Consider the following 21,809-nt stretch of genomic DNA (forward strand, 5'->3'; position numbering starts at 1 on the left):
CATGCGGAAAAGGAGGCCTTCTGTTAAGAAGACCTCCTTTTGTTACCCGGCTGCGACCGCCATGTGTGTCAGGCTGAACATATTCTAATCCGAAGAGGAGTAACTGTGTCCGTTTGCCGCTTCGATCACTTGTTGAACCGGGAACCCGGTTCGAATTCGATCGGCTTTCCACGGAGTAAAGCGATAAGCTCATCCACGTTCCGGCGGGCCTTCGCCTGCTCCGCAAACGAGGGCTGTCCGTGAGATTCGGGATTCCGGCGCAGCGTGATCCGGTCCCCCGACGGAAATCCGGGCACGTATTCCGCCACGGGGTCGCCGGTGCGGAGCGCTCCTTATCGAAAGCATCGGCTATCGAGCTGCCCCGGATAAAATCCGCGTGAACTCCGTTCACCCGGGCATTATCGTGACGCCGATGATCCAGGAAGCCCTCGATCAGGGCGCGGGACACATGTTCGAAGCGGGTACTCCGCTGCCCCGCCTGGGCATGCCCGAGGACATCGCGTACGGGGTCCTTTATCTGGCTTCGGACGAGTCTTCGTTCGTTACCGGCACGGAGCTGATCATTGACGGCGGCTGGACGGCGAGATAAGAAGGTTTCCCGGATGCCCCTCCGGCAAACCGACCAAATTGAAAACCGCCGAAACCGGGAAGTCCGGTTCGGCGGCTTTTATTTTTCCCCTCATTAGTTCACCAGGTAAAGAAACCCGCCGATAATGACCGCCCACATGACGGCTCCCATCAGCACTCCGATGATCAGGCCGCGCCCCATTGGCATTTGATCGTCCCGGTAAGCGTCTTCATGATCGATCATAAAAAAACCTCCCCGTTACCAAGATATGATCCTAGTATCGGGAAGATTCGGGCGGAATATACTTAATAAGCATTTTTGTTCGTAAAGCCGTTTACGATCGTTTTCCAGATAATCTTGATGTCGAAGAGGAACGACCAATTTTCGATATAGAAAATATCGTGCTGAATCCGGTCCGAAATCGAGGTGTCCCCACGGAGACCGTTGCTCTGCGCCCAGCCTGTAATCCCCGGACGAATATGATGCTTCACCATATATTTCGGAATCTCTTCTTTAAACTGCTCCACGAAAAACGGCCGTTCCGGACGCGGTCCGACTACACTCATATGCCCGAAAAGCACATTGAAAAACTGAGGCAGCTCATCGAGGCTCGTTTTGCGGAGAAAGGCGCCCAGCTTCGTTTTGCGCGGATCGTCGGCCGTCGTCCAGCCGGTGTCGGACGTGTTCGCCGTCTCCTGGCGCATCGAGCGGAATTTGTACATATAAAATTTTCGCCGGTTTAACCCTACCCGCTCCTGCTTGAAAATCACCGGGCCGGGCGACGTCAGTTTGATTGCCGCGGCAATCACGATCATCACCGGTAGGGTGATAAGGATAGCCGTGAGCGAAAATGCGAGGTCGAAAGCCCGTTTGATCACGCGGTTGCTGATCATATCGAGCGGAATATCGCGCACATTGATGAGCGGCATGCCCGCGAAATTATCGAAAAACGGCCGCGCCGGCAAATAATCGAAGAAGTCGGGAATGATCAGCGTCCGCACGCCCGCCTTCTCGCAAGCCGCGATAATACGCGGGAATTTGTGATGGACGTCCAGCGGCAGCGCGATGATGACTTCATCGATCAATTTGTCCTGGAGGATTTCGTCCAGATCGTCCAGACTGCCGATGACCGGCTTGTAGGGAGCCGCAGGAAGCTCCTTGTGCTCCGAATGCTCTCCATGATCATCGAGAAACCCGATAATTTCATAACCGAGCTCCGGGTGCTGCAGCAGTTTATCGTGAAAGCGCCTGCCCAGCGTACCCGCTCCCAGAATGAGCACAAACTGTTTGTTGTACCCTTTCTCGCGAAGACGCTTGAGGCTTTCTTTCAAAACGTAGCGGTATACGGTGATGAGCACAATATCCAGCACGATATACATCGCCAGAAATTCACGTGAAATATGCACTTCTTTGAAGAAAAAGAGCAAGCTGAGCTGGATGAACAAGCTGATCAGATGCGTCTGCACGATTTTGATCAGCGTATCGGCAAACCGTTTCTTGCGGTTTGGCCCGTACAGCCCGACGAAAAAGCCGACCGCAACGGCGACCGCACCGTAAACCGCACTCCAAACGGCATATACGGAGATGGGAATCGGCTGGTTGGCATCCAGCCAACCGCTCTCGAATTTAACCCACCAGGCGATCAGGAAGGCGGTCTGAATCACAGCGAAATCAAAAATCGCATAGACCTGAGTTAGAAATTGTTGATTTCTGCGAAGCATGGAAGATTCACCTCAAAAATCGTTGGTAGGAGACAACGCAATCGTTGCCGCATGATGAATACGATACGTTACGCTCCGACATCCGTTTGGTTCAAAGACTTCTTGACCGGCAGCGCCTTATTTTTCAGCAGTGCAAGCCCGAACTTGACCGCCACTCCCATATAAACGGCGGCATTCGTCACGAACGAGTAATTACGCTTGTAATGTTTACGGTGAAACAAGATCATGGCCCTGTGAAATTCATAGATGATTTTATACGGCTTGCGCCTGCTGCTGGCGCCTTTGTAATGGATAATCTTGGTGCGAGGGTAATAATAAATTTGCCAGCCCGCTTCCTTGATCCGGTAGCACCAGTCCACGTCTTCCCCATACATGAAAAACTCTTCGTCGAGCATTCCGACTTCCTCGATCGTTTTCCTGCGGACCATCATAAAAGCTCCGACCAAACAATCGACGTCGTATTCCTCGTCGGGATCCAAATACCCCAGCTGGTATTGATTGAACCGGGGACGATCCGGAAACAGCTTCGAAAACCCGAACGCATAATAAAAAGACGCCGACGGCGTCGGAAACCCGCGTTTGCACGCTTTATCGAGAGAACCGTCGGGCAATACAACCTTGCAGCCGGCTGCGCCGACCTTCGGATGTCGGTTCATATAATCCAGCATGATTTGGAACGTATCCGGCTCCACAATCGTATCCGAGTTCAACAATAGAATATATTGGCCCTGCGCTATTCTTATGCCCTGATTGTTCGCTCGGGAAAAACCGACGTTTTCCTGATTCGCGATCAAATCTACCTGCGGAAACTCGCTTCGAATGGACGAAACCGAATCATCCGAGGAGTTGTTATCAATCAAAAGTACTTCGTATGTATACCCCGTAACGGAAGCATATACCGAATGCAGACAATCGAGCGTCAGCCGGCGGGTATTGTAATTGACGATGATAATGCTTAAGTCCATCTGAATCTCCATCCGAATTTTACTAGATATTCCTAGTATAACATGCAAGATTGGGAATAGGCTAAAACCGCCTCAAATAAAAAAGACCTTTGGTAATTCAAGGCCTCCTGGATTTCCAATTGAGAAATAACCCCATATTCCGTGCAAATCCTATTTTATAAAACCCGCTCTTAAGGAGAGAAAACCGGCCCCTTACAAAAGAGCTATTCTCCAGCTCGATAAACTTCTTCAAGAGCGCGCGCTTTTCTTCCGGGAGCCTCTCGGAAAACTGTTCTTCAAAAGCCCTCGCTTGACGTATATTCTTTTCCAGATAAACCGGTTCTAAAAGCTTAGTCTTGATGTAGGACATCCCGAACCGCTTGGCCCCTACGCTGTTTTCACCGTGCTGCCGGTACAAAATCGTCGGCTCCGGCAAATAGCCGATGCTGCCGAACGCGCTGGCGGCCAAACCGATCCACCAATCATGCATAATAGCGTCCGCATGTACGGGAAGACTGAGCTCGGCCAATCGGCGGTTTATCATCATGGTGCAGCCCGTAATGACATTCTGCATGAGCAGGCGCGGAAACGAATCCTTAGCGGGATCCAGCTTCTGATAGTTCCAGAAAGACGGGTTAAGCTCCCGCTGCTGCTCGTTGACTACTTTTAAATCCGTGTGAATCAATAAGGGCCGCTGCTCATGTGTCTTTTCCAGCTGCTTCATTTTAGCCAAAGTCTTTTCGATCTTGTCCGGAAGCCAGACATCGTCCTGGTCCGCGAACATAAAATAATTCGCACTTGACCCTGATAGGCCTTCCTGAAGCAGCCGGCCGAAGCTTAATTTCGGCCCTTTGTTATCTTCTTGCGGCATCAATTGGATACAATCGTACTGCATTTCGTACTGCGTTAAAATATGCAAAGTCTTATCGCTGGATCCGTCATCTCTCACAAGGATGCTCGTATTTGAATGAGACTGGGCTAATATCGAATTCAGCTGACTTTCGAGATAGTTAGCTCCGTTATATGTAGATAAAAGCACAACGACCCGTTCATTCCCCATTCCGGTATTCCTTAAGAAAATCCCTCAGCCCTTCCTTCCAGCCTCTTAAATCCTGAAAGCCGTTGGAGCGAATGCCCATGTGGTCCATTACCGAAAATGGCGGCCGTTCCGCGGGACGCGGAAATTCATCCGTGGTACAGGGGTTTATTGCCACTTTCATATCCGATTGCTCGAATATCTCTTTAGCAAATTCGTACCATGTACACGTTCCGGCGTTGGAAGCATGGTAAATTCCGTACTTCTCCGTTTGTACAAGTTCCAGAAGAAAGGAAGCCAAATCAGCCGCATAAGTCGGGGAGCCCGTTTGGTCATGAACTACATTTAATGAGGTTTTCTCTCCGCCCAACTTCAGCATAGTCTTCACAAAATTCTGCCCGACCCGGCCGTAGACCCACGATGTCCGCACGATAAAATACCGGCTGCTTAACGTCTGAGTAAGAATTTCGCCGGCCCTCTTAGACTTTCCGTAAATACTTTGGGGATTGGTATTGTCATATTCGTTGTACGGTGTACTCCCTCTGCCGTCGAATACGTAATCCGTGCTGATATAACAAAACTTCACGTTATGTTTTTCCGCTTCCACAGCCAAGTTACGCGTTCCGCTTGCATTGACGCGGTAAGCCGCGTCGGGCTCGCTTTCCGCCTTGTCTACGGCCGTATAGGCGCCGCAATGAACCAGAACGTCCGGCCTGATTTCGTGAATGATCCGCCCGCACGCCGTCTGATCCGTAAAATCCAGCTTTTCACGTCCGTATCCGTAGACTTCGTGCCCCTCAGCTTCAAACAGCTTGCAAACTTCGCTTCCAAGTTGTCCTTTTGCTCCGGTAACTAAGATTTTCATAGGAACCTCCGTGTTTCTTAAGAACCGTATTGCTGTTCATAATAGGATTGATAGGCCCCGGAACGTATCCGTTCCCACCACTCTTTATTGTCCAGATACCATCGTATGGTCTCCTGGATACCGGACTCGAAGTTATGCTTGGGCTGCCAGCCCAGCTCCGACGTTATTTTGCTTGCATCAATTCCATATCTGCGGTCATGTCCGGGACGATCCTGAATAAACGTAATTAATTGTTCGGATTTGCCGAGTGCGGCCAAGATCGTTTGGATGATAACAAGATTGGTGCGCTCATTGTTCCCTCCGATATTGTACACTTCCCCATTTCGCCCGCTGTGCAGAACCAGATCGATCGCCGAACAATGATCTTCCACGTAGAGCCAGTCTCGTATGTTGAGGCCGTCTCCATAAACGGGAAGAGATTTCCCATCCAGGGCATTGGCAATCATAAGAGGTATTAGCTTCTCCGGAAACTGATACGGCCCATAATTGTTGGAACAGCGTGTAATATTAACCGGCAGTCCGAATGTTTCGTGATAAGCGCGAACCAGCATGTCGCCACCGGCTTTACTAGCCGAATAAGGACTGTTGGGAGCCAGCGGAGTTGTTTCCGAGAATAGTCCCGTCTCGCCAAGAGAGCCGTACACTTCATCTGTGGAAACCTGTACAAATTTAGTAATTCCACGGGCTTTTGCGGCATCAAGCAGCACTTGAGTCCCCATAACATTGGCTTGAACGAAAATGCCGGGATCCAGAATACTGCGATCCACATGAGACTCGGCCGCAAAGTTCACGACGACGTCAACGCCAAAATCGAAAGCCCGCTCAACAGCATCCCGGTCGGAAATATCTCCTTTTAAGAACCGGTAGTTGGGATGGTTCTCCACCGTTTTTAGATTCTCGAGATTTCCGGCATAGGTTAAAGCATCCAAATTGATGATCTGGTAATCCGGGTATTTCTTAAGCATATACAGAACGAAGTTACTTCCGATAAAACCCGCTCCACCTGTTACGAGAAGTTTCATGATTGAACCTCCTCATCAAAGTTGTTATCCGCATCTGCCAAGCGAGGGTGTTTTTCATCTTTTGCCGAAAGAATAGGGCTGGATGTGGGCCAATCGATAGCAAGCGCGGGATCGTTCCACATGATCCCCCTATCATTTTTGGGAGAATAATACTCGTCTACCTTATACAGTACTTCCGTGTTGGGCACCAGCGTGCAAAAACCGTGAGCGAAGCCTCTCGGCACCAGAAGCTGACGCTTATTCTCCGAGCTGAGGATAAATCCCTGCCACTGGCCGTACGTCGGCGATTTTTTGCGTATGTCCACGATAACATCGTAAATGGCGCCGGCAAGGACACGGATAAGCTTGGTTTGCGCTTTGGGATTGAGCTGATAATGAAGGCCGCGAAGAACCCCTGTTTCGGCAGACAACGAGTGATTATCTTGGACGAAGCTGTAGACGATACCCAGTTCTTCAAATCTTTTTTGGTTATAGCTTTCCATGAAAAAGCCACGGCTGTCGCCATGGACTGTAGGTTCGATAAGCAAAGCTTCAGAAAATTTGGTCTCGGTTACTTTCATTGTCAATGCCCCTTTCTTACAGTTTTAATTTCCCGAATTCATCACCGAAGGTAATTTCCTTAGCCAATTCGTTAGCCAACGCAAGAGATGAATGAGTTCCCGCATCCGTCCACCATCCCTGAAGGACATCATACGTCAGCTGCTTTTTAGCAATATACGCATTGTTCACATCCGTTATTTCCAACTCACCGCGTTTAGAAGGTTTTAGACTTTTGATGATGTCGAAAACTTGGCTGTCATACATATAGATTCCCGTAACAGCATAGTCGCTTTTGGGGACCAAAGGTTTTTCTTCAATGGAAACAATCCGGTCGCCATCCAGCTCGGGCACCCCGTATCTTTGGGGATCATGGACTTTTTGAATTAAAATTTTAGCGCCATCGGATTGCTCCTTAAAATTACTAACATATGCTGAGATATCGTCTTGAAATACGTTATCTCCCAAAATGACGGCAATTCGTTCCCCGGCAGCAAATTGCTCCGCTAGTCCCAATGCTTGAGCGATACCGCCTGCGTCATCCTGAACTTTATACGTAAAAGAAACTTCCAAGTCAGAACCGCTGCCGAGCAAATTGACTACATCTCCCATATGATCCTTACCCGTTACAACTAAAATATCTGAAATTCCCGCTTTTTTGAGCCTCTGTACGGAATAAAAAATCATGGGATATTTACCTACAGGCAGTAAATGTTTATTGGTAACTTTGGTCAACGGATACAGTCTTGATCCTGTGCCGCCGGCTAGAATAACACCTTTCATTCTGTGTTCCTCCCTAATACTTATCTGCTAATACTCATTCATTACAACGTTATCAAATTCGATATTGTATTTCTCATGAGAATTGATCATAACGACTCCACTGGTTGCTCCTTCCGGCGCAACATCATACATCTCATAATTATTCCATTGGGGTGTGCTTTGCACAAGCTTTATCGAAGTAGATACTAATTGGTTAGAATCATTAAACCAGTTAATTTGCAGCCTGGTCGCAGAATTATTCTGCACCTCTGTTCGGCTGTAAAACGAAAGCTTGTAGATTTTTAAAGCCTCGATTTTTACTCTTTGCATGATAGGGGTTTCAGCAGCTGCTCTAACATATATATTACCATCTTGTGCATCTTCATGAACGACAGCACTTTTACGAAGGTTCTGCGATTCCCATGGGGTTTTATCTAAAACGGATTCGAAAGACCCGTCCTTGATTAAATTTTCCCCATTATCAGGCGCAACCTTTTTGGGTTCTATCCGCATCAGATAAATGTTTTGACCCTTTAATAGATAAGGATGCTTAATAGGGGTACTGCTGGTAATATACAAGTTATATTGGTTAAGTTTTTTTACAATTTCCGTAAGATTTCCGTTATGCGGGTTATAGACAGTGTACATCTTTTTTGATTGATTTTTAGCAAAAAACTCATTGGTTTTACTAACAATGGCTTCGTTTGCAGTAGCTCTCCACCACTCAAATTGAAGATTGATGGTAGGTATATTCGGTTTTAAAGAAATTGCATAACCGGACGGTCCGGTTAGCACCCAAGCCTCAACTTCCTGGATTTTATCTTCTTTGACTTTGTCGTTAAAAACGAGAGAGAGATTATCCTTAAAAGCCTGCTTGTTGGTTCGGAAAGAAGGCTTATCTCCCAGATTAAAATCTTTGGTTAAAATCAAATGATAACTTGAAAGCACTTGTCCAATAAGCAAGATACCAAAAATGTAACCCACCATATTTAAAGTGATTTTTTTTGAAAGGACACTCTTGAATATGACCGTAATCACGAGAATCCCCGACAAAACTTCTAAATACAATCCATACCTTATGTAGCCTGTACTTATCGTCCATATATAAAGACAGCTTATAAAAAGAATACTTAAAAACAGTTCAGAAAGTTTTCTTTGTTTTTTGAATCTAACCAGTTCATATATAAACAGGAAGATTGCCGCTATAAATCCTAAACTGATTCTTCCTGTATACACTGCTTTTTCAGATAGTATTTCAGGATGAAAATACATATAAACGGGCCAAAACAAAATCTGGAAAAAGGAATGAGGTCCCCACCGATCATCTTTAAAATTGCTATCCATATAGAAATATTCGGATTTAAAGATTTGATTGTAAAAGGGGAATAGCGGGTTGCCTGTATTCAAATATGTATATAAGAAATATGGAATACAAGGTAAACAGGCTAAAATTACAGAGACAACGAACTGTTTACCCGTAATATTTTTTATGTATTTTATAACGTATATAAACAGAAGCACAAATGAAAATATCGCAAAAGTTAATTTTAAAGCTACACAAAAGCCAAACAACACCGCAAAATAAAATGACGTATGCTTGTTATATGTTTTCTCATTTGTTAAAAGCTTTAACTGCTCAAGCAGTATGGGAATAGCGATCAAGTCAATCATATATACGCCAATATTGGCAAGAATAAATTCTGTAGAAACCAAAAATGCGGCTAATAAACTAAATAGGGCTGCATTCACTTTATAGTGACCCAAGGCCGTTTTTAGAAATCCTTTTAATTGATAAAAAATCACAACAATTAACAAAGTATTTAGCAGGGTACCCGCTCGATATCCGAATAAACTGCGAAATACTTTATATAGTCCGTCCGGGAAGAACGGAAAAAAAGTTACATAGGAGGATGGGAGGAAATTTGCATTAATATTATCCATGAATCTTAAGTCTTGCATAGGTAAATGAAAGTTAACGGTATCTCCGCCGTAATCGGGAAAAGGAAGCGCCAAACAAGTGAAAACAACTAATATTCCCATAAAAATAAGATCGGTATGTGCATACAAAAATGGTTCCATGCTAAAAAATCTTTTTAATAACCAAACAATGCCGATCATGAAAATAGGGCTCAACACCACAAAATTAAATGAGCTGTTCACTTTTAATAAGAAAGCCATAAAATTAAGGAAATCTCCCAAAAAAACCGCAGCAAGAAACGAAAAAAACAAAAAAGAGAGAATGTGAGTATTTATTTGTTTATTCATAGGGAAGTCTCTCCTCTGCCCAGTAACTGTTTTTTTGAATTTCCCATTCTATTTTTGATAAAATAAAATATCTCCTGAAGGACCAGAGGCAGACAAACACCTATCAAAACAAATACATATACGCTCTTGTAGAAACCTAATCTATATAATTCGATTGCGGCAATCAAATGAAGATACATAACTATTTGAGAATTTCTCCCTATGTAGCTCATCAGATTTTTAAATGGAGAATTCACAAACATTCGTCCAATTGTAAAAATTACAATTGTGCCTAAAAGAGGGATTAGAATATCTAATAAGATATTCCCGTACTTATGCTGTTTCATATCAAGGAAATACTCGAAATATCCTTTTCTTACCAGATACACAACGAGCAATAGAAGGGGAAAAGCGGCGAATTGAACGCTTTCTTTCTTAATAAGATTTTTTGTATAAAAACCCATTGCATAAAAAAACAAAGCAAAAAAGGCAACATCTATATTCAATGGTATCTTCAAACCGGGAAATAAGTAGGACTCTAAATGGGCAGCAGTAAAGAACAACATAATAATAATCATTTGAAGAACTCTGGTTTTTATAAACGTCGAAATCAGACTGAAAATCAGTTGGCTAAAGAAGAGACAAGTTATAAACCAAATCGGCGCGTAATAACCGTCAATGTACCTTCCGCCAGCTAAAATATGAAGAAGTTCATTTCCGAACTGCTGCTGGTTAACAGGAGTAAACAGATATCGATAAATCGTTATTAAAGAGATTATAAAAAGATATGGGATAAAAAATCGGGTTGCAGTTTTCCTTATCCAAGCCCCTAAATGTTCTTTTTCAATCGGTTTAAAAAAGTAGCCGCTCATATAAATAAAAGCCGGCATATGAAACCAATAAATAAGGGTGTGCCAATTAGAGTAATACTGGATAAATGCCGAATGCCCAAATACAACTAGAATAATTAATAAACCTTTCGTTACATCAGCTATATCATCTCTGTTTTTCAATGTTCTTCTCCTTATAGCTTGCTTACCTGAATATTGTTTATAATTTCTTCCCACTCCATCAGCAATCGATACACATCATCTTCTCCAATAGTTTGGCCCTTCTGTATCTCTATAAACTCTAACTCTTCCTCACTGTATATACTATGCACGGCTCCAGCCGGAATATTAATCACATCCCCGGACTGTATCGTTTTATATCCCCCATCCAGAACAAGATGCCCTTTGCCGGAAAGAACACTCCAAACCTCTGTTCTGTACTTGTGGTAATGGTACGACAAGTTTTTCCCTTTGTTTATATGGACTCTTTTGGTAATCACTTCTGTTTCATCCGGATAACTCACGTAATCCAAAACACGGTACCATCCCCATCGTCTCTCTACAAACATGGGTCTTCCGTCTATTTCTTTAATAATTTCCTTTAGTTTTGGACTCGCTGACTTCTCTGTTACAAGCACCCCGTCCGGACTGGCTGCAACCACCAGATTACTACAGCCTAACACAACTACTGGAATTTCTAGTTCATTTACAATATGAGTGTTTATAGACTCGTCATCCAACAGACCTTGGCCTAGTATAGAGTTCCCCATTTCTTCCGATAAAGTATTCCAAGTACCCAGGTCCTTCCAGGTACCTTTATATTCTGTCACGATAATCTGACTTAATTTTTCCACTACTTCATAATCTAAAGATATTTTAGGCAAGGCAGAATAGTTTTTTCTCATTAAATCAAAATTCGTTTCTATTCCTTTTTCTTGCAATATTTTTATAAAAGTTCCGAGTTTAAATGAAAATATGCCGCAGTTCCAAAGTGCTTTTTGCGAAATCAGCTGCTCGGCTTTTGATACATTCGGTTTTTCGACGAATGAATCCACCCATGAGAAAGAGTCTTCCTGACAAGGGCTAGGCACAATATAACCGTATTTCTCAGACGGAAAGGTAGGTGTTACCCCAATCAAAGCAAGATGAGATTTTGTTCGTTCCAGCAAAGAATCTAGTTCTTTTATCTTTTGATAGAATTCATTTTCTACATAGGGATCAACCGGCAAGATAACGATTGTTTCATCATCGGGAACTCTAAGCTCACTATATAAGTAGGTCACCGCAAGTGAAACCGCAGGGAAAGTATCCCTGGAGGAAGGCTCAATAATAACCGGTACCTCCGGCCCGAGTTGGGAGACAATACTTTCATATTGACCACGGTTAGTGGTTATAAAGGCCTCCTCACTTAGACCGGCAGCCGAAAGCTGCTTCCACACTCGTTGAACCATAGATTCCGCATGACCCTCTTTATTTTTAAGAACTTTAAGAAATTGTTTGGATCTTGAATCATTTGACAGTGGCCAGAGCCGTTTACCCGACCCGCCTGACAGGAGAATAATTTTCATTAAACTCTTCCTTTAGAAGCCATTTTTTTATAACGTGCAATATTTTGTCTTAAGGAACGTAAAGAATTCCACTTTGCTTCTTTAACTTCCTTTTGCTCATGGGAAACGGCTGACTTAAGAATGGAAGCTATGAATCTGATATATTCTTTTACAAATACACTTTTCGGAAAATTTTTAAGTATAAATAACATTCTATTGCGATAAACGTGGAAAATAAAAAAGGGGGACCATTCTTTGCTGCTTCCAGTATGAATATGTCTGACTACGGCAGAAGGACAATAAATCAATCTTTTGCCCATTTTTTTTATTCTGAAAGCAAGGTCTGTGTCCTCATAATACATAAAAAACACTTCGTCAAACATGCCTGCACTTATGAAATCATCCTTCTTCATCATCATAGCTGCGCCGCAAGTTGTCTCTACTTCCCTAATCTGTTCATACTGGCCTTTATCCTCTTCGCAAAATCCGATATCGTAACCGTTGAACCCTTGATCGATACCCGAACCGACATTTTGAATTAATCTAATCGAAGAATGAACAGCTTCACTCGCTGATAGGTGAATAACATTTCCAAGTTCATGTTCCAAACCGTTATCCGTGAGTAAATTTCCGTGTGTTTCCGGATCTTTCTTTCTTATTAAAATGTCATAAGAGTCGTTTCCGTCTAGTAATGGTAAATAAAAATAAGAATGTCCGAAGCAAACCGAATGATCCTCGTAGACGAGCATATTCTTGCAGAACTTAGGATCCAGTTTATAGGTTTTGTTATTAATGATAACCTCGTTATCAATGATAAGCTTATCATTCGTACTTACACCTATTTTTATAAAATCATAGAAGAAAAGAAGTTTGGATGTTACGATCCCGGCTTTCTCTTCTACCATACAAGTATATAAATTAGACAACCATTCAGGATCCACTTTAGTATCATTGTTTAAAAATACGATGTAGTCTCCGGAAGCATGTTGGACACCAAGATTATTCCCGCCTGCGAAGCCTAAATTTTTGTCCGATTCTACGATTTTTAAAGAATTATGCGCATAGTTTTCCTTTAAATAAGTAATAGAATCATCAGATGAATGATTATCTACAAATATAATTTCAAAACTAAAATGTTCTGCCCGTAAAGATTCAAAAGACTGGAAAAGCTGGTCTATATATTTTAAGCCGTTATAATTAACGATAATTATGGAGATATTATAGTGCATCGAATACCTCCTTTGTTTGTTTATAAAAATTATCAATCGAAAACTTCTGGGAACGTTCAAATGCTTTTTCAGTAAGCTGAATTCTTAAGTTATCATCGAACAGATCTATCGTCTTTCGAATACATTCTTCTTTAGAATCCCAAAGGTAGCCGCTTACCCCCTCTTTTACAATCTCAGGCTGCCCGCCTTTACGAATGACGACAGGAATGACTCCGTAACTCATTGCTTCAACTGTTGTAATTCCGAAATGTTCCATTTTTTCAGGGAACAGGTCATCTTTTTCGTTATATCCAGTTGCATGCCAAAAAATCTTTGCTTCTCTGTAAAGAGTTTCAAGTTCACTTAACGGTGCATTTAAATGAAGATAAATTGGATATCCTTCTATTTTCGATTTTATTTTCTCTACATACTCTAAATCTTCAGGATAATTAGATAGAGCCCCGACTAAATGAAATTCCCATCCTTTTAACCGGCTGCTATTTTCAATATAAAAATCGACAAGCTCATCTTGTTTTTTGTTGTGGGCTCCAACGAAGAATCTCCCTACCGATAGGATAATATTTTTCTTTCGATTGAATTCCCGATCCCTAAGTGCTTCCGTGAAGAATACGGGAGGATATATAATCTTATTTTTATGCTGTGTATGCCAGATGCTCTCCTGCCAGTGATTAGTGAACTCGGAGTTTGTCATAAAATAATCGTAACTGTTTTTGAATCTGAAATCTAAATACCGTCCCATGATTGTTTTAGAAAGCTCATCAAACTGGAATCGTTTAGCTGGAAACATACACGAATAAAGATTCTTTTTTGCTTTACCGATATGTTTGCTCTGGTACATAAAATTGATAAATAAATCATATTTGGAGGTCATATTTTCAATGAACCGTTTATTTTGAAAGTGTTCTCTCAGATTTCCAGGTTTCGTTAGATTTACTTTTAATAAATTAGTCTTTTCCAATTTAAGATCAAATCTAGCCTCCAGTTCGCTTAATTCCGGATAATCTGCCGAATGGACATCGATATTATTATAATTATGAACAAGTATATCGATCTCAACTGCATCATAATATTCCTCAATGAACTTACATAAATAACCCATATGTTTTTCCCCGCCACCCAATGTAGGAAGATAAGGGTTTAGGATTAAGACCTTTTTTTTCATTTTGCCACCTCGATGAACCGTTCATTTATATTTTTGAAGTTCTTGAAAAGCCTCATGATAAGATTTTTTTAACTCCTCATAAAGAGTTTTTACGTGTAACTGTTCTTCATAAAGATTTTGAAAATGTTGCATGCCGACGAAGTGAACGTGATTTTGCTGTAGAATTTTTTCATATTCACTTTGCTGCTGAATATTACGACGGGTTAAATCATCCATTTTCTCCGAATTCTCATGAAGCAGAACCGAAAGATGGTTCAATTTCGCACTAATTTCCTTTTCATAAGTTTCGTTCTTTAGTTGGTATTCATCGAATAACCGCTGCAAGTCAGCTACAATATTTGATACGGCCGACCTTTCACTCCCGTTTTTGTTTAATTGCAATAATTTCAAAAACCGCTTTTCAGTTAACTGCCGCCATAATCTTTCTAATAAATCTTTCATCTCATGCCAATCTTGACTTTGTTCCGTCATTTGGTTTAACAAGATTAATTTCGCTTCTTGGTTTTCTAAACGAATTAAAAGCTCTTCGGTTTTCTTTTTTTCTTCATGAAGAGAAAGCTCCAACTTATTCTGAACAAGAAGCGACTGGTCTACTTGCTTGGAAAGCTCCCTGTTAAGAACTTTCACTTTCTCTAGCTCGGTCTCCTGTAAAATCAATTCATTTTCTAATTTGATATTCGCTAATTCCGAGTTATTCAATTTACTCTTGAGCGTCACCAAATTCTGAGCTGGCTGTAAATATTGTTTTGAGTAAGCATATTCATAGGCATCGCCCATCACATATCTTTGAAAAGCCTTCTCCATTGAATCAAACACGGTGATTTGTGACGGATTTATTTGCCAAACTTCCATTAGTTCTTCAAGGGATATGAAGTGACCAAGCTCTTCTCGGTGCTTATGATAAAACAGAAGAAAGCTTCGATAGAGCAAGTAATTTAAAGGTATGGTACATTCAAAAACCCACTCGTAATCAATCATTGTAAAAGTGTTTTGATGCATGATTAGGTTTTCAAAGATCAAATCTATATTTGCAATTTGGATAAGTTCGACCGGCTCTAAAAAAGAGATTTCAAAAAATGGAGCTCTGATTGTCGCTTTAGATTCTCTTGTTACACCAAACTGTCTCACGTAAGCTAAATAGCTGTTTATAAGTTCATTAAATAAGCCAACATCATTTTTTCTTACCGCATCCAAAAGCAAGGCATCCAAACTTTCGCCTTCCAGAAATTTAAACGACACCTGTCTGTCCATTAAGTTGCATTCAACGAGGCTGATGGAATCAAACTCTGTTCTCAACCAGTTATAGGTCTCAAACATTTTTATTACATGTGCTTCCGCCTCTTCTCTAAGAGGCTTCTTTAACACGATTTTTTTTCCCTGATCCATAGCAAAGTAAGTGGCAATTTGATAGTTCGGTAAACGCTCACGAGTATATTTAGCGAAAATCACGTTCAATAAACTCACCTCTAATTTCGACATATCACAAGAAAAGAGTTAGAGAATTCTTCTGCTAACCCGCTGCTAACCAATCCTTCGAACACTTTTTTTTCATTGAATAATACAAATCTTTCTGAATCATAGTTGGGAGTATGCTCAAAAAATACACTTGGATCGGGTTTACAGGCATCCGAATATATATACGTAGGCAATTTATAATCTGGATATGGATAATAAAAAGTACTCTCAGTGAAATCCGCCGCGGATATAAGATCTTTCAATTCTTTTTTAGAGAATGTCCGTACTTTCTTGTCTTCCGGATAATTATGTAGACTATCAAAAAGTTCATTCGTATGATCTTCGTTTGCACCAGCCCAGTATTTCAAACCTAATCTATTTTCGATTGCTATAATCAATTTACCGTCTGGTTTTAAGAGTTCCTTTATTTGTTTCAAAAAAAACTCATATGGATTGTTATGTTTAGTAAAGCGCGCGGCGTATTCGAAAACCCCTATAAGCGTAATGTAATCAAACTTCTCTTTAAACTGGATGTCATTTAAATTGCCTACGACTAATTCCAAATTCCCTTGATCTTTGTTCCGGTAAGCATTGATTTCTGCCCGTTTTTTAGAAAGTTCTACGGCCACTACCTTCTTCGCCTTTTTACACATCAAACCGGTAAGGGCCCCGCATCCCGCTCCGATTTCAAGCACATTTGCATGTTTTTCAATGGGAACCCACTCTAACAAATTTTCCCGTGCTGGAGATAAATGATACAAAATAGGCCACCGGGAATCTTTTTCAAGAACTCTCTCAACCTCATTTTGTTTTACGACTTCTAATAATTCATCCTCAATCGGACCGTCGCTATACGTATTTGTGTCATCATAAAATTCGTAATTCAGGATGACATTCCCAATTTGCTCAATCATAAAAGAACCCTCCTTCTCATGTTTCAAGTTCAATAGCTGAAAGAAGATCATATATTCCAACGATTTTATTTACACTATGGACCTCAAAAGAGAGAACGTCATACAGACGATGATAGACAACAAGGTCATCTAGCTGATGACCCGTACACCCGAGGGATAATGTATACACCCCGTTCTGAAGTAAAAGCTTTTGCTTAAATCTTATGGTTGCGGTATCACCAGGAGCAAACGAACCGGTTGGTACGTCTTGAAACCACGTATTCGTTCCTGCTAATTCGTGTCCTTTCAGATCTTTAATAGTAAAGGCAAAAATCGGCTCATCGATCTTTTCTTGAAAATGTAACTTCATTCGGAACTCCATCAATTCATCGCTTAAAATTTTAGAGGTCGGTTGTCCTTTCTCGTCGAAAATACCGAAATCAATAATTTCCGCCTCTTTATTTCCATATTCAAGAACCTCTTTATTAACTAGAAAGTATTGTTTCCATTTTCCTTGAACAGATTCTTCATAGGTCTCCTTGTTGACCTTCAAATCATCCTCTATATCGTATAAGTTTACTAGTATTCTCTTGAAAACATCTACCATCTCGCGGGTCTTTCCTTCGGCAACCATCTCTCCATCATGTATAACAACTGCACGAGAACAATACTTCAAAATACTATCCAGAGAATGAGAAACGAATATGATAGTTTTTCCGGCACTCTGAAATTCTGAAAACTTGCGAAAACATTTGGTTTGGAAAGCAACGTCTCCGACAGAAAGAGCCTCATCTACAATCAAGATATCCGGCTCCACATTAACTGCTACAGCAAAGGCAAGCCTTGCGAACATCCCGCTTGAATAATTCTTCACAGGTTGATTTATAAAATCTCCTATATCCGCAAAGTTTATGATACTCTGGACTTTACTATCCATCTCTTCTTTCGAGTATCCCATTATGGCCCCGTTGAAATACACATTTTCTAAACCGGATAGATCCGGATTGAAGCCCGCGCCTAATTCCAATAAGGCCGAAATCTTGCCATCAACTTCTATAGTTCCTGATGTAGGAGTCAATACACCCGTAATCATCTTAAGCAACGTAGACTTGCCTGCCCCATTTTTACCTAAGATTCCGATTGTTTCTCCCTTATATATATCAAAACTTATATTCTTTACAGCATGAAATATCTTGTGTCTTGTTTTACCGGAAGGATGGAAGGTTTCTATTACCCGATCAACAGGTTTATTATAGAGCCTATACGATTTCGAAAGATTCCTTATTTTTATGGAAACTTGTTGTTCACTACCAGCCATTATTTATTCTCCCTCTTATAGAACATCGGCAAAATGTGGCCGCAATTTTTTAAATAAGATATATGCGATAATTAAAAGTATGAACGTCTCCGTCCAGAAAACAATCGTCAGTTTCGGATGTTCCCAAAACCAATGTTTATAAATAAAAGAGTCCCTATACCCTTCTACGATGTAAAACATAGGATTTAATTTCATGAATGGTTGGTATTTTTCAGGAATTTGGGCAAAAGAATAAAATACCGGGGTCAACCAGAATCCAAATTGCAGAATCATGGAGACCACTTGTCCAACATCTTTAAAAAATACGGTCAAAGATGACGTAATCCACGAAATTGCCAAAAGTAACATGAATAGTGCAAATAAATAATAAAAAGTCTGCAAAACATAGAGGGTTGGATAGATACCATATACAATAAAAATAATGAAAAGAACCAAAATAAAAAATAAATGAACGACAAAAGATGAGTATATTTTAATTACGGGCAACACACTGACTTTAAAAACAATTTTTTTTACAAGGTAGCTGTTTTCGATGATACTTTGCGTTCCCCCATTAACACTATCCGCAAAAAAGTTCCATACGATCATCCCTGTTGCCAACCAGAGAATGAATGGGAAATTATCTATTGGAGTAGCTTTAAAGCCTACTTGAAAAACAAACCAAAATATTAATAGACTTATAAGAGGCTGCAAAAATGCCCAAGCAATGCCTAAAACAGAACCTAGATGTTTATTTTTGAAGTCCTTTTTCGCAAGCATAATAATCATCTTCTGTGACTTAAAAAAATCTTTCAAACTACCTTGCATCTTTTTTAACAAAATCATACTCTTATAACCCCTCGGTCATGATCATCTGAATATATCATTCTTTTAAATTTGCCTGCCCTATATCAAACCTAACTGTACCCCATCCAATGATAAATTGGAATATTTTCTCCGCTATGATAAAATATTGTCGAGATTTATCGGAGAGGGAGACTGTGATGTACGCGTATAAAAAGCCAAAGCTAGACGAAAGAGAACAGGCTGAAAAGAGTTCTATCATCTTTTGGCTGTTGATCGGGTTCGTAACCCTGTTTTTATTCTGGGCCCCTTTTCAGAAGGCCTTGTTTAACGGAAGTTCGCTGAATTTCGAAAGACCTATTTACTCGGCCGTGATATGGGCTTCCATTTTTCTGTTCCTGACGGGAATCTACTTCTTCTACTTCTGGAAGCTGCGGGAACGTAAAGATTTGTTGAGTTTATTTATCTTTTTAATTCCGCTCAGTTATCTGATTTCCTTGCTGCCGGCCGCTTCCAAATATTCGGCGGTAAACCTCCTGCTTATTCAGATCGTGCTCGTAACGCTGTTCCTGATCGGAGCCTATCTGACCAAATCGGCATTAGGCAACAAAATTATTCATATCGGGCTCCTGACCAGCGGTTATGTCATTGTAATCTTCGGCCTCATGAACTGGCTTGGAAACGGCAAGCTGGCGGGCGCGATCGTGGGATGGTTCTCCACTATTGACGCTACCGGCATTTACAAAGACGCTGTCATGACCGATTCCAACGGGTTGCGTCTGACGTCCGTATTCCAGTACGCCAATACTTACGCGGGCTTCTTGATCGCTCTATGGGGGACAGGATTGTTCCTGGTATCGAAGAACCGCAGCTGGTCCAAGGTTCTGGTACACGCACTGTTCCTCGTACCGGTCCTGGTGTCCTTTATGCTCACCCTGTCACGCGGCGCGATTATCTTTCTGCCCATTATTTTCTTTCTTATTCTAATCTTTCAGAAGCCAACTAGGCAAATCCTCCTGCTTGTTCATGCGATATTGTCAACTCTAGCCTCCTTCGCCGTTTTAAGCAAGATTACAGCGATCGGTATCGATGTGAACAAAGAGTTTTCGGCCTCTCTTTCAGGAAAAGGCTGGATGCTGCTTATCGGAGCTAGCGTGATTTACGGACTCCTTGCCTTACTGGTTCAGCGTTTTATTGCTCCGCCATTGGAAAGTAAGCTGGGGAACTTCTCCGCCAAGAAGTGGGCTCTCTTTGCTATTCCGGCTGGTTCCATTGCACTGGGGATTCTGGGTGTCCTGGTTGTTATGGCCACTCCGCTCAAAAACCTGCTTCCCGAAAATGTGCGGATCCGCCTAGAGACGATCAACTTCACCCAGCACAGCGTACTTGAGAGGATCACTTTTTACAAAGACGCCTCCAAGCTTTTTGCGGATTACCCGCTATTCGGCGCAGGCGGCGGCGCTTGGTCGAGCTTGTACGAGCAATACCAGAACAACCCATATACAGTCCGTCAAGCTCATAACTTTTTCATGCAGTATCTGGTCGAAGTCGGTGCTTTCGGCATCCTGATTCTGGCTGTACTGCTGGTTGCGATCTTTGCGATCTACATTCGTAACTATATCCGCAGCACAGAACAGGAACGCGACAAAGATTTTGTTTATTTCATCTTTGTCATTGCTATCCTGGGGCATAGCGTGCTCGACTTTGATATGAGCTATGTGTACATTGGAGCGCTTGTGTTCCTTTGCCTGGGTGCCATGATTGCAGACGTCAAAACAAAAGAATTTACCAAACAAGCCGTACCGGTAAGGTACGCGTATCCTTCGATTATACTTGTTCTTTCAATCGTTACCCTTTTTGTTTCCGCACGCTATCTGAGTGCAAATAGTTCTTATAATAAAGCGCTGGAAGTGGCGAAAACTTCGCAAAATTATACGGAAATTGTAACGCCGTTAAATAATGCGCTGAGTTTACGCGGCAATCATCCTGAATATGTCTTATTAAAAGTGGACCTTTTGGCGCAAATTTATAAACAGACTCAGGATGAGAAATACTTAAACGAAGAAATAGCATTAATCAATACCGCACGAGATAAAGAGCCCTACAATAAATCTCTTCTGGATCGTGAACTAAACACCCTTCAGATTAAGGGAGAGCGTGAGCAAGTTGAGAAGCTTATTCAAAATGGCCTTAACTACTATCCATGGGATATTACCTTCTATGAAAGAAGTATTCAATACCATGTTACTGCCGGTTTTGAAGGGTATGCAGCCAAGGATAAGGCTGCGGCAGATAAGGAGTGGAACCAGGCTCTCCAAGTTTACCAGCAAGTTCTCGATCGAATGAAGGAACTGGCCAAACTTCCCGAAGGACAGCTGCAGGGCCGTGAATTTGATGTAACGGAACCCATTAGACTGTATCTGGGTCAAATGTACTTTGCTCAAGGCAAGTACGCCGATGCGGAAGCCTTATTGAAACCTTTCACTGCCGGTGAACTTAAAGACGAAAATGCGCAGACGGGCATTCGCTATTATCTGGCTGCTCTGAAAAAGCAAAATAAAACCGATCAACCGGCTCTGGACAAAGTAAAAGCGTTAACTCCGACTGTCGAGCAAGAGATTGATCAGATTATCACAAACACACCTCCGCTGTAAGATGAAAGATAAAAGCCTGTTCTCCCTTTAACGTGGAGGACAGGCTTTTTATTTTAAAATCAACTAGGCTGTTTGGGTAGTTTTAGAATCAAATTATCCTCATTTTCCATCACACGTTACAAAGAATCCCAGCTTGTGAATAGTATTCTGGTTCTTTTAGCACAATTTTTTGTTTCATATTTCCAATGTTCGGATAATTATTCTTGTTAAATACTTACATGTATGAACTATCATCGCGA

At 41.7% G+C, this 21,809-nt stretch carries 19 protein-coding genes and 1 pseudogene; 2 read left to right on the top strand and 18 right to left on the bottom strand.

Annotation, left to right across the window (positions count from 1 at the left end; translation table 11 throughout):
• Nucleotides 1–125 precede the first annotated feature (125 nt).
• Nucleotides 126–296, bottom strand: a complete 171-nt coding sequence (locus AC2TF6_RS25050; RefSeq protein ID WP_491311740.1) for a hypothetical protein — start codon at nucleotides 294–296, stop codon at nucleotides 126–128.
• 21 nt (nucleotides 297–317) lie between these two features.
• On the opposite strand from AC2TF6_RS25050, the pseudogene AC2TF6_RS25055 reads away from it, so the two are divergent.
• Nucleotides 318–589, top strand: a pseudogene (locus tag AC2TF6_RS25055) (SDR family oxidoreductase); the annotation flags it as partial.
• 93 nt (nucleotides 590–682) lie between these two features.
• Here the strand turns inward: AC2TF6_RS25055 and AC2TF6_RS25060 are convergent.
• The 17 genes from AC2TF6_RS25060 to AC2TF6_RS25140 form a co-directional block, all read right to left on the bottom strand.
• Nucleotides 683–811, bottom strand: coding sequence for a hypothetical protein (locus tag AC2TF6_RS25060; RefSeq protein ID WP_009675220.1), 129 nt, complete (start codon nucleotides 809–811; stop codon nucleotides 683–685).
• 62 nt (nucleotides 812–873) lie between these two features.
• Nucleotides 874–2,289, bottom strand: a complete 1,416-nt coding sequence (locus AC2TF6_RS25065; protein WP_491308970.1) for an undecaprenyl-phosphate glucose phosphotransferase — start codon at nucleotides 2,287–2,289, stop codon at nucleotides 874–876.
• Nucleotides 2,290–2,357: 68 nt separating this feature from the next.
• Nucleotides 2,358–3,254, bottom strand: coding sequence for a glycosyltransferase family 2 protein (locus AC2TF6_RS25070; RefSeq protein WP_491308971.1), 897 nt, complete (start codon nucleotides 3,252–3,254; stop codon nucleotides 2,358–2,360).
• A 97-nt stretch (nucleotides 3,255–3,351) separates the two neighbouring features.
• Complete coding sequence (locus tag AC2TF6_RS25075) at nucleotides 3,352–4,293, bottom strand: glycosyltransferase family 2 protein (RefSeq protein ID WP_491308972.1); 942 nt, start codon at nucleotides 4,291–4,293, stop codon at nucleotides 3,352–3,354.
• On the bottom strand, nucleotides 4,283–5,134 hold the full coding sequence (gene rfbD, locus AC2TF6_RS25080; RefSeq protein WP_491308973.1) for a dTDP-4-dehydrorhamnose reductase: 852 nt from the start codon (nucleotides 5,132–5,134) through the stop codon (nucleotides 4,283–4,285). Before rfbD ends, AC2TF6_RS25075 begins: the two co-directional genes overlap by 11 nt.
• Nucleotides 5,135–5,151: 17 nt before the next feature.
• Nucleotides 5,152–6,156, bottom strand: a complete 1,005-nt coding sequence (rfbB, locus tag AC2TF6_RS25085; protein ID WP_491308974.1) for a dTDP-glucose 4,6-dehydratase — start codon at nucleotides 6,154–6,156, stop codon at nucleotides 5,152–5,154.
• On the bottom strand, nucleotides 6,153–6,716 hold the full coding sequence (gene rfbC, locus AC2TF6_RS25090; protein WP_491308975.1) for a dTDP-4-dehydrorhamnose 3,5-epimerase: 564 nt from the start codon (nucleotides 6,714–6,716) through the stop codon (nucleotides 6,153–6,155). The genes rfbB and rfbC overlap by 4 nt, the downstream gene beginning before the upstream one ends.
• A gap of 16 nt (nucleotides 6,717–6,732) precedes the next feature.
• Nucleotides 6,733–7,476, bottom strand: a complete 744-nt coding sequence (locus AC2TF6_RS25095) for a sugar phosphate nucleotidyltransferase (protein WP_491308976.1) — start codon at nucleotides 7,474–7,476, stop codon at nucleotides 6,733–6,735.
• Between the two features lie 27 nt (nucleotides 7,477–7,503).
• Nucleotides 7,504–9,720: a hypothetical protein gene (locus AC2TF6_RS25100; RefSeq protein ID WP_491308977.1), complete on the bottom strand. Its 2,217-nt coding sequence runs from the start codon at nucleotides 9,718–9,720 to the stop codon at nucleotides 7,504–7,506.
• Nucleotides 9,717–10,712: an acyltransferase family protein gene (locus tag AC2TF6_RS25105; protein ID WP_491308978.1), complete on the bottom strand. Its 996-nt coding sequence runs from the start codon at nucleotides 10,710–10,712 to the stop codon at nucleotides 9,717–9,719. Before AC2TF6_RS25105 ends, AC2TF6_RS25100 begins: the two co-directional genes overlap by 4 nt.
• A gap of 11 nt (nucleotides 10,713–10,723) precedes the next feature.
• On the bottom strand, nucleotides 10,724–12,097 hold the full coding sequence (locus AC2TF6_RS25110) for a sugar phosphate nucleotidyltransferase (protein ID WP_491308979.1): 1,374 nt from the start codon (nucleotides 12,095–12,097) through the stop codon (nucleotides 10,724–10,726).
• Nucleotides 12,097–13,305 carry a glycosyltransferase family 2 protein gene (locus AC2TF6_RS25115; RefSeq protein ID WP_491308980.1) on the bottom strand — a complete coding sequence of 403 codons (1,209 nt, stop codon included), beginning with the start codon at nucleotides 13,303–13,305 and terminating at the stop codon, nucleotides 12,097–12,099. Before AC2TF6_RS25115 ends, AC2TF6_RS25110 begins: the two co-directional genes overlap by 1 nt.
• Complete coding sequence (locus AC2TF6_RS25120; protein WP_491308981.1) at nucleotides 13,295–14,467, bottom strand: glycosyltransferase family 4 protein; 1,173 nt, start codon at nucleotides 14,465–14,467, stop codon at nucleotides 13,295–13,297. Before AC2TF6_RS25120 ends, AC2TF6_RS25115 begins: the two co-directional genes overlap by 11 nt.
• A 21-nt stretch (nucleotides 14,468–14,488) precedes the next feature.
• Nucleotides 14,489–15,916, bottom strand: a complete 1,428-nt coding sequence (locus tag AC2TF6_RS25125; protein WP_491308982.1) for a hypothetical protein — start codon at nucleotides 15,914–15,916, stop codon at nucleotides 14,489–14,491.
• Nucleotides 15,917–15,933: 17 nt separating this feature from the next.
• A complete protein-coding gene (locus AC2TF6_RS25130; protein ID WP_491308983.1) occupies nucleotides 15,934–16,836 on the bottom strand; it encodes a class I SAM-dependent methyltransferase in 903 nt (300 codons plus the stop codon).
• Nucleotides 16,837–16,852: 16 nt separating this feature from the next.
• Nucleotides 16,853–18,133: an ABC transporter ATP-binding protein gene (locus AC2TF6_RS25135; protein ID WP_491308984.1), complete on the bottom strand. Its 1,281-nt coding sequence runs from the start codon at nucleotides 18,131–18,133 to the stop codon at nucleotides 16,853–16,855.
• Between the two features lie 15 nt (nucleotides 18,134–18,148).
• Nucleotides 18,149–18,958: an ABC transporter permease gene (locus AC2TF6_RS25140; protein ID WP_491308985.1), complete on the bottom strand. Its 810-nt coding sequence runs from the start codon at nucleotides 18,956–18,958 to the stop codon at nucleotides 18,149–18,151.
• Between the two features lie 89 nt (nucleotides 18,959–19,047).
• Between AC2TF6_RS25140 and AC2TF6_RS25145 the strand changes: the two genes are divergently transcribed.
• Nucleotides 19,048–21,570 (top strand): O-antigen ligase family protein, encoded by a 2,523-nt coding sequence (locus AC2TF6_RS25145; protein WP_491308986.1) that lies wholly within the window; start codon nucleotides 19,048–19,050, stop codon nucleotides 21,568–21,570.
• Nucleotides 21,571–21,809: the final 239 nt, after the last annotated feature.

This window comes from Paenibacillus sp. JNUCC 35 (genome assembly GCF_058269095.1).

What these genes read in the sequence shown, in the direction of transcription:
- AC2TF6_RS25130 (WP_491308983.1), bottom strand. Translation starts at nt 16,836, where the DNA reads ATGATTGAGCAAATTGGGAATGTCATCCTGAATTACGAATTTTATGAT.
- AC2TF6_RS25120 (WP_491308981.1), bottom strand. Translation starts at nt 14,467, where the DNA reads ATGAAAAAAAAGGTCTTAATCCTAAACCCTTATCTTCCTACATTGGGT.
- AC2TF6_RS25075 (WP_491308972.1), bottom strand. Translation starts at nt 4,293, where the DNA reads ATGGGGAATGAACGGGTCGTTGTGCTTTTATCTACATATAACGGAGCT.
- AC2TF6_RS25110 (WP_491308979.1), bottom strand. Translation starts at nt 12,097, where the DNA reads ATGAAAATTATTCTCCTGTCAGGCGGGTCGGGTAAACGGCTCTGGCCA.
- AC2TF6_RS25135 (WP_491308984.1), bottom strand. Translation starts at nt 18,133, where the DNA reads ATGGCTGGTAGTGAACAACAAGTTTCCATAAAAATAAGGAATCTTTCG.
- AC2TF6_RS25140 (WP_491308985.1), bottom strand. Translation starts at nt 18,958, where the DNA reads ATGATTTTGTTAAAAAAGATGCAAGGTAGTTTGAAAGATTTTTTTAAG.
- AC2TF6_RS25060 (WP_009675220.1), bottom strand. Translation starts at nt 811, where the DNA reads ATGATCGATCATGAAGACGCTTACCGGGACGATCAAATGCCAATGGGG.
- AC2TF6_RS25065 (WP_491308970.1), bottom strand. Translation starts at nt 2,289, where the DNA reads ATGCTTCGCAGAAATCAACAATTTCTAACTCAGGTCTATGCGATTTTT.
- AC2TF6_RS25145 (WP_491308986.1), top strand. Translation starts at nt 19,048, where the DNA reads ATGATAAATTGGAATATTTTCTCCGCTATGATAAAATATTGTCGAGAT.
- AC2TF6_RS25070 (WP_491308971.1), bottom strand. Translation starts at nt 3,254, where the DNA reads ATGGACTTAAGCATTATCATCGTCAATTACAATACCCGCCGGCTGACG.
- AC2TF6_RS25115 (WP_491308980.1), bottom strand. Translation starts at nt 13,305, where the DNA reads ATGCACTATAATATCTCCATAATTATCGTTAATTATAACGGCTTAAAA.
- rfbD (WP_491308973.1), bottom strand. Translation starts at nt 5,134, where the DNA reads ATGAAAATCTTAGTTACCGGAGCAAAAGGACAACTTGGAAGCGAAGTT.
- AC2TF6_RS25095 (WP_491308976.1), bottom strand. Translation starts at nt 7,476, where the DNA reads ATGAAAGGTGTTATTCTAGCCGGCGGCACAGGATCAAGACTGTATCCG.
- rfbB (WP_491308974.1), bottom strand. Translation starts at nt 6,156, where the DNA reads ATGAAACTTCTCGTAACAGGTGGAGCGGGTTTTATCGGAAGTAACTTC.
- AC2TF6_RS25100 (WP_491308977.1), bottom strand. Translation starts at nt 9,720, where the DNA reads ATGAATAAACAAATAAATACTCACATTCTCTCTTTTTTGTTTTTTTCG.
- rfbC (WP_491308975.1), bottom strand. Translation starts at nt 6,716, where the DNA reads ATGAAAGTAACCGAGACCAAATTTTCTGAAGCTTTGCTTATCGAACCT.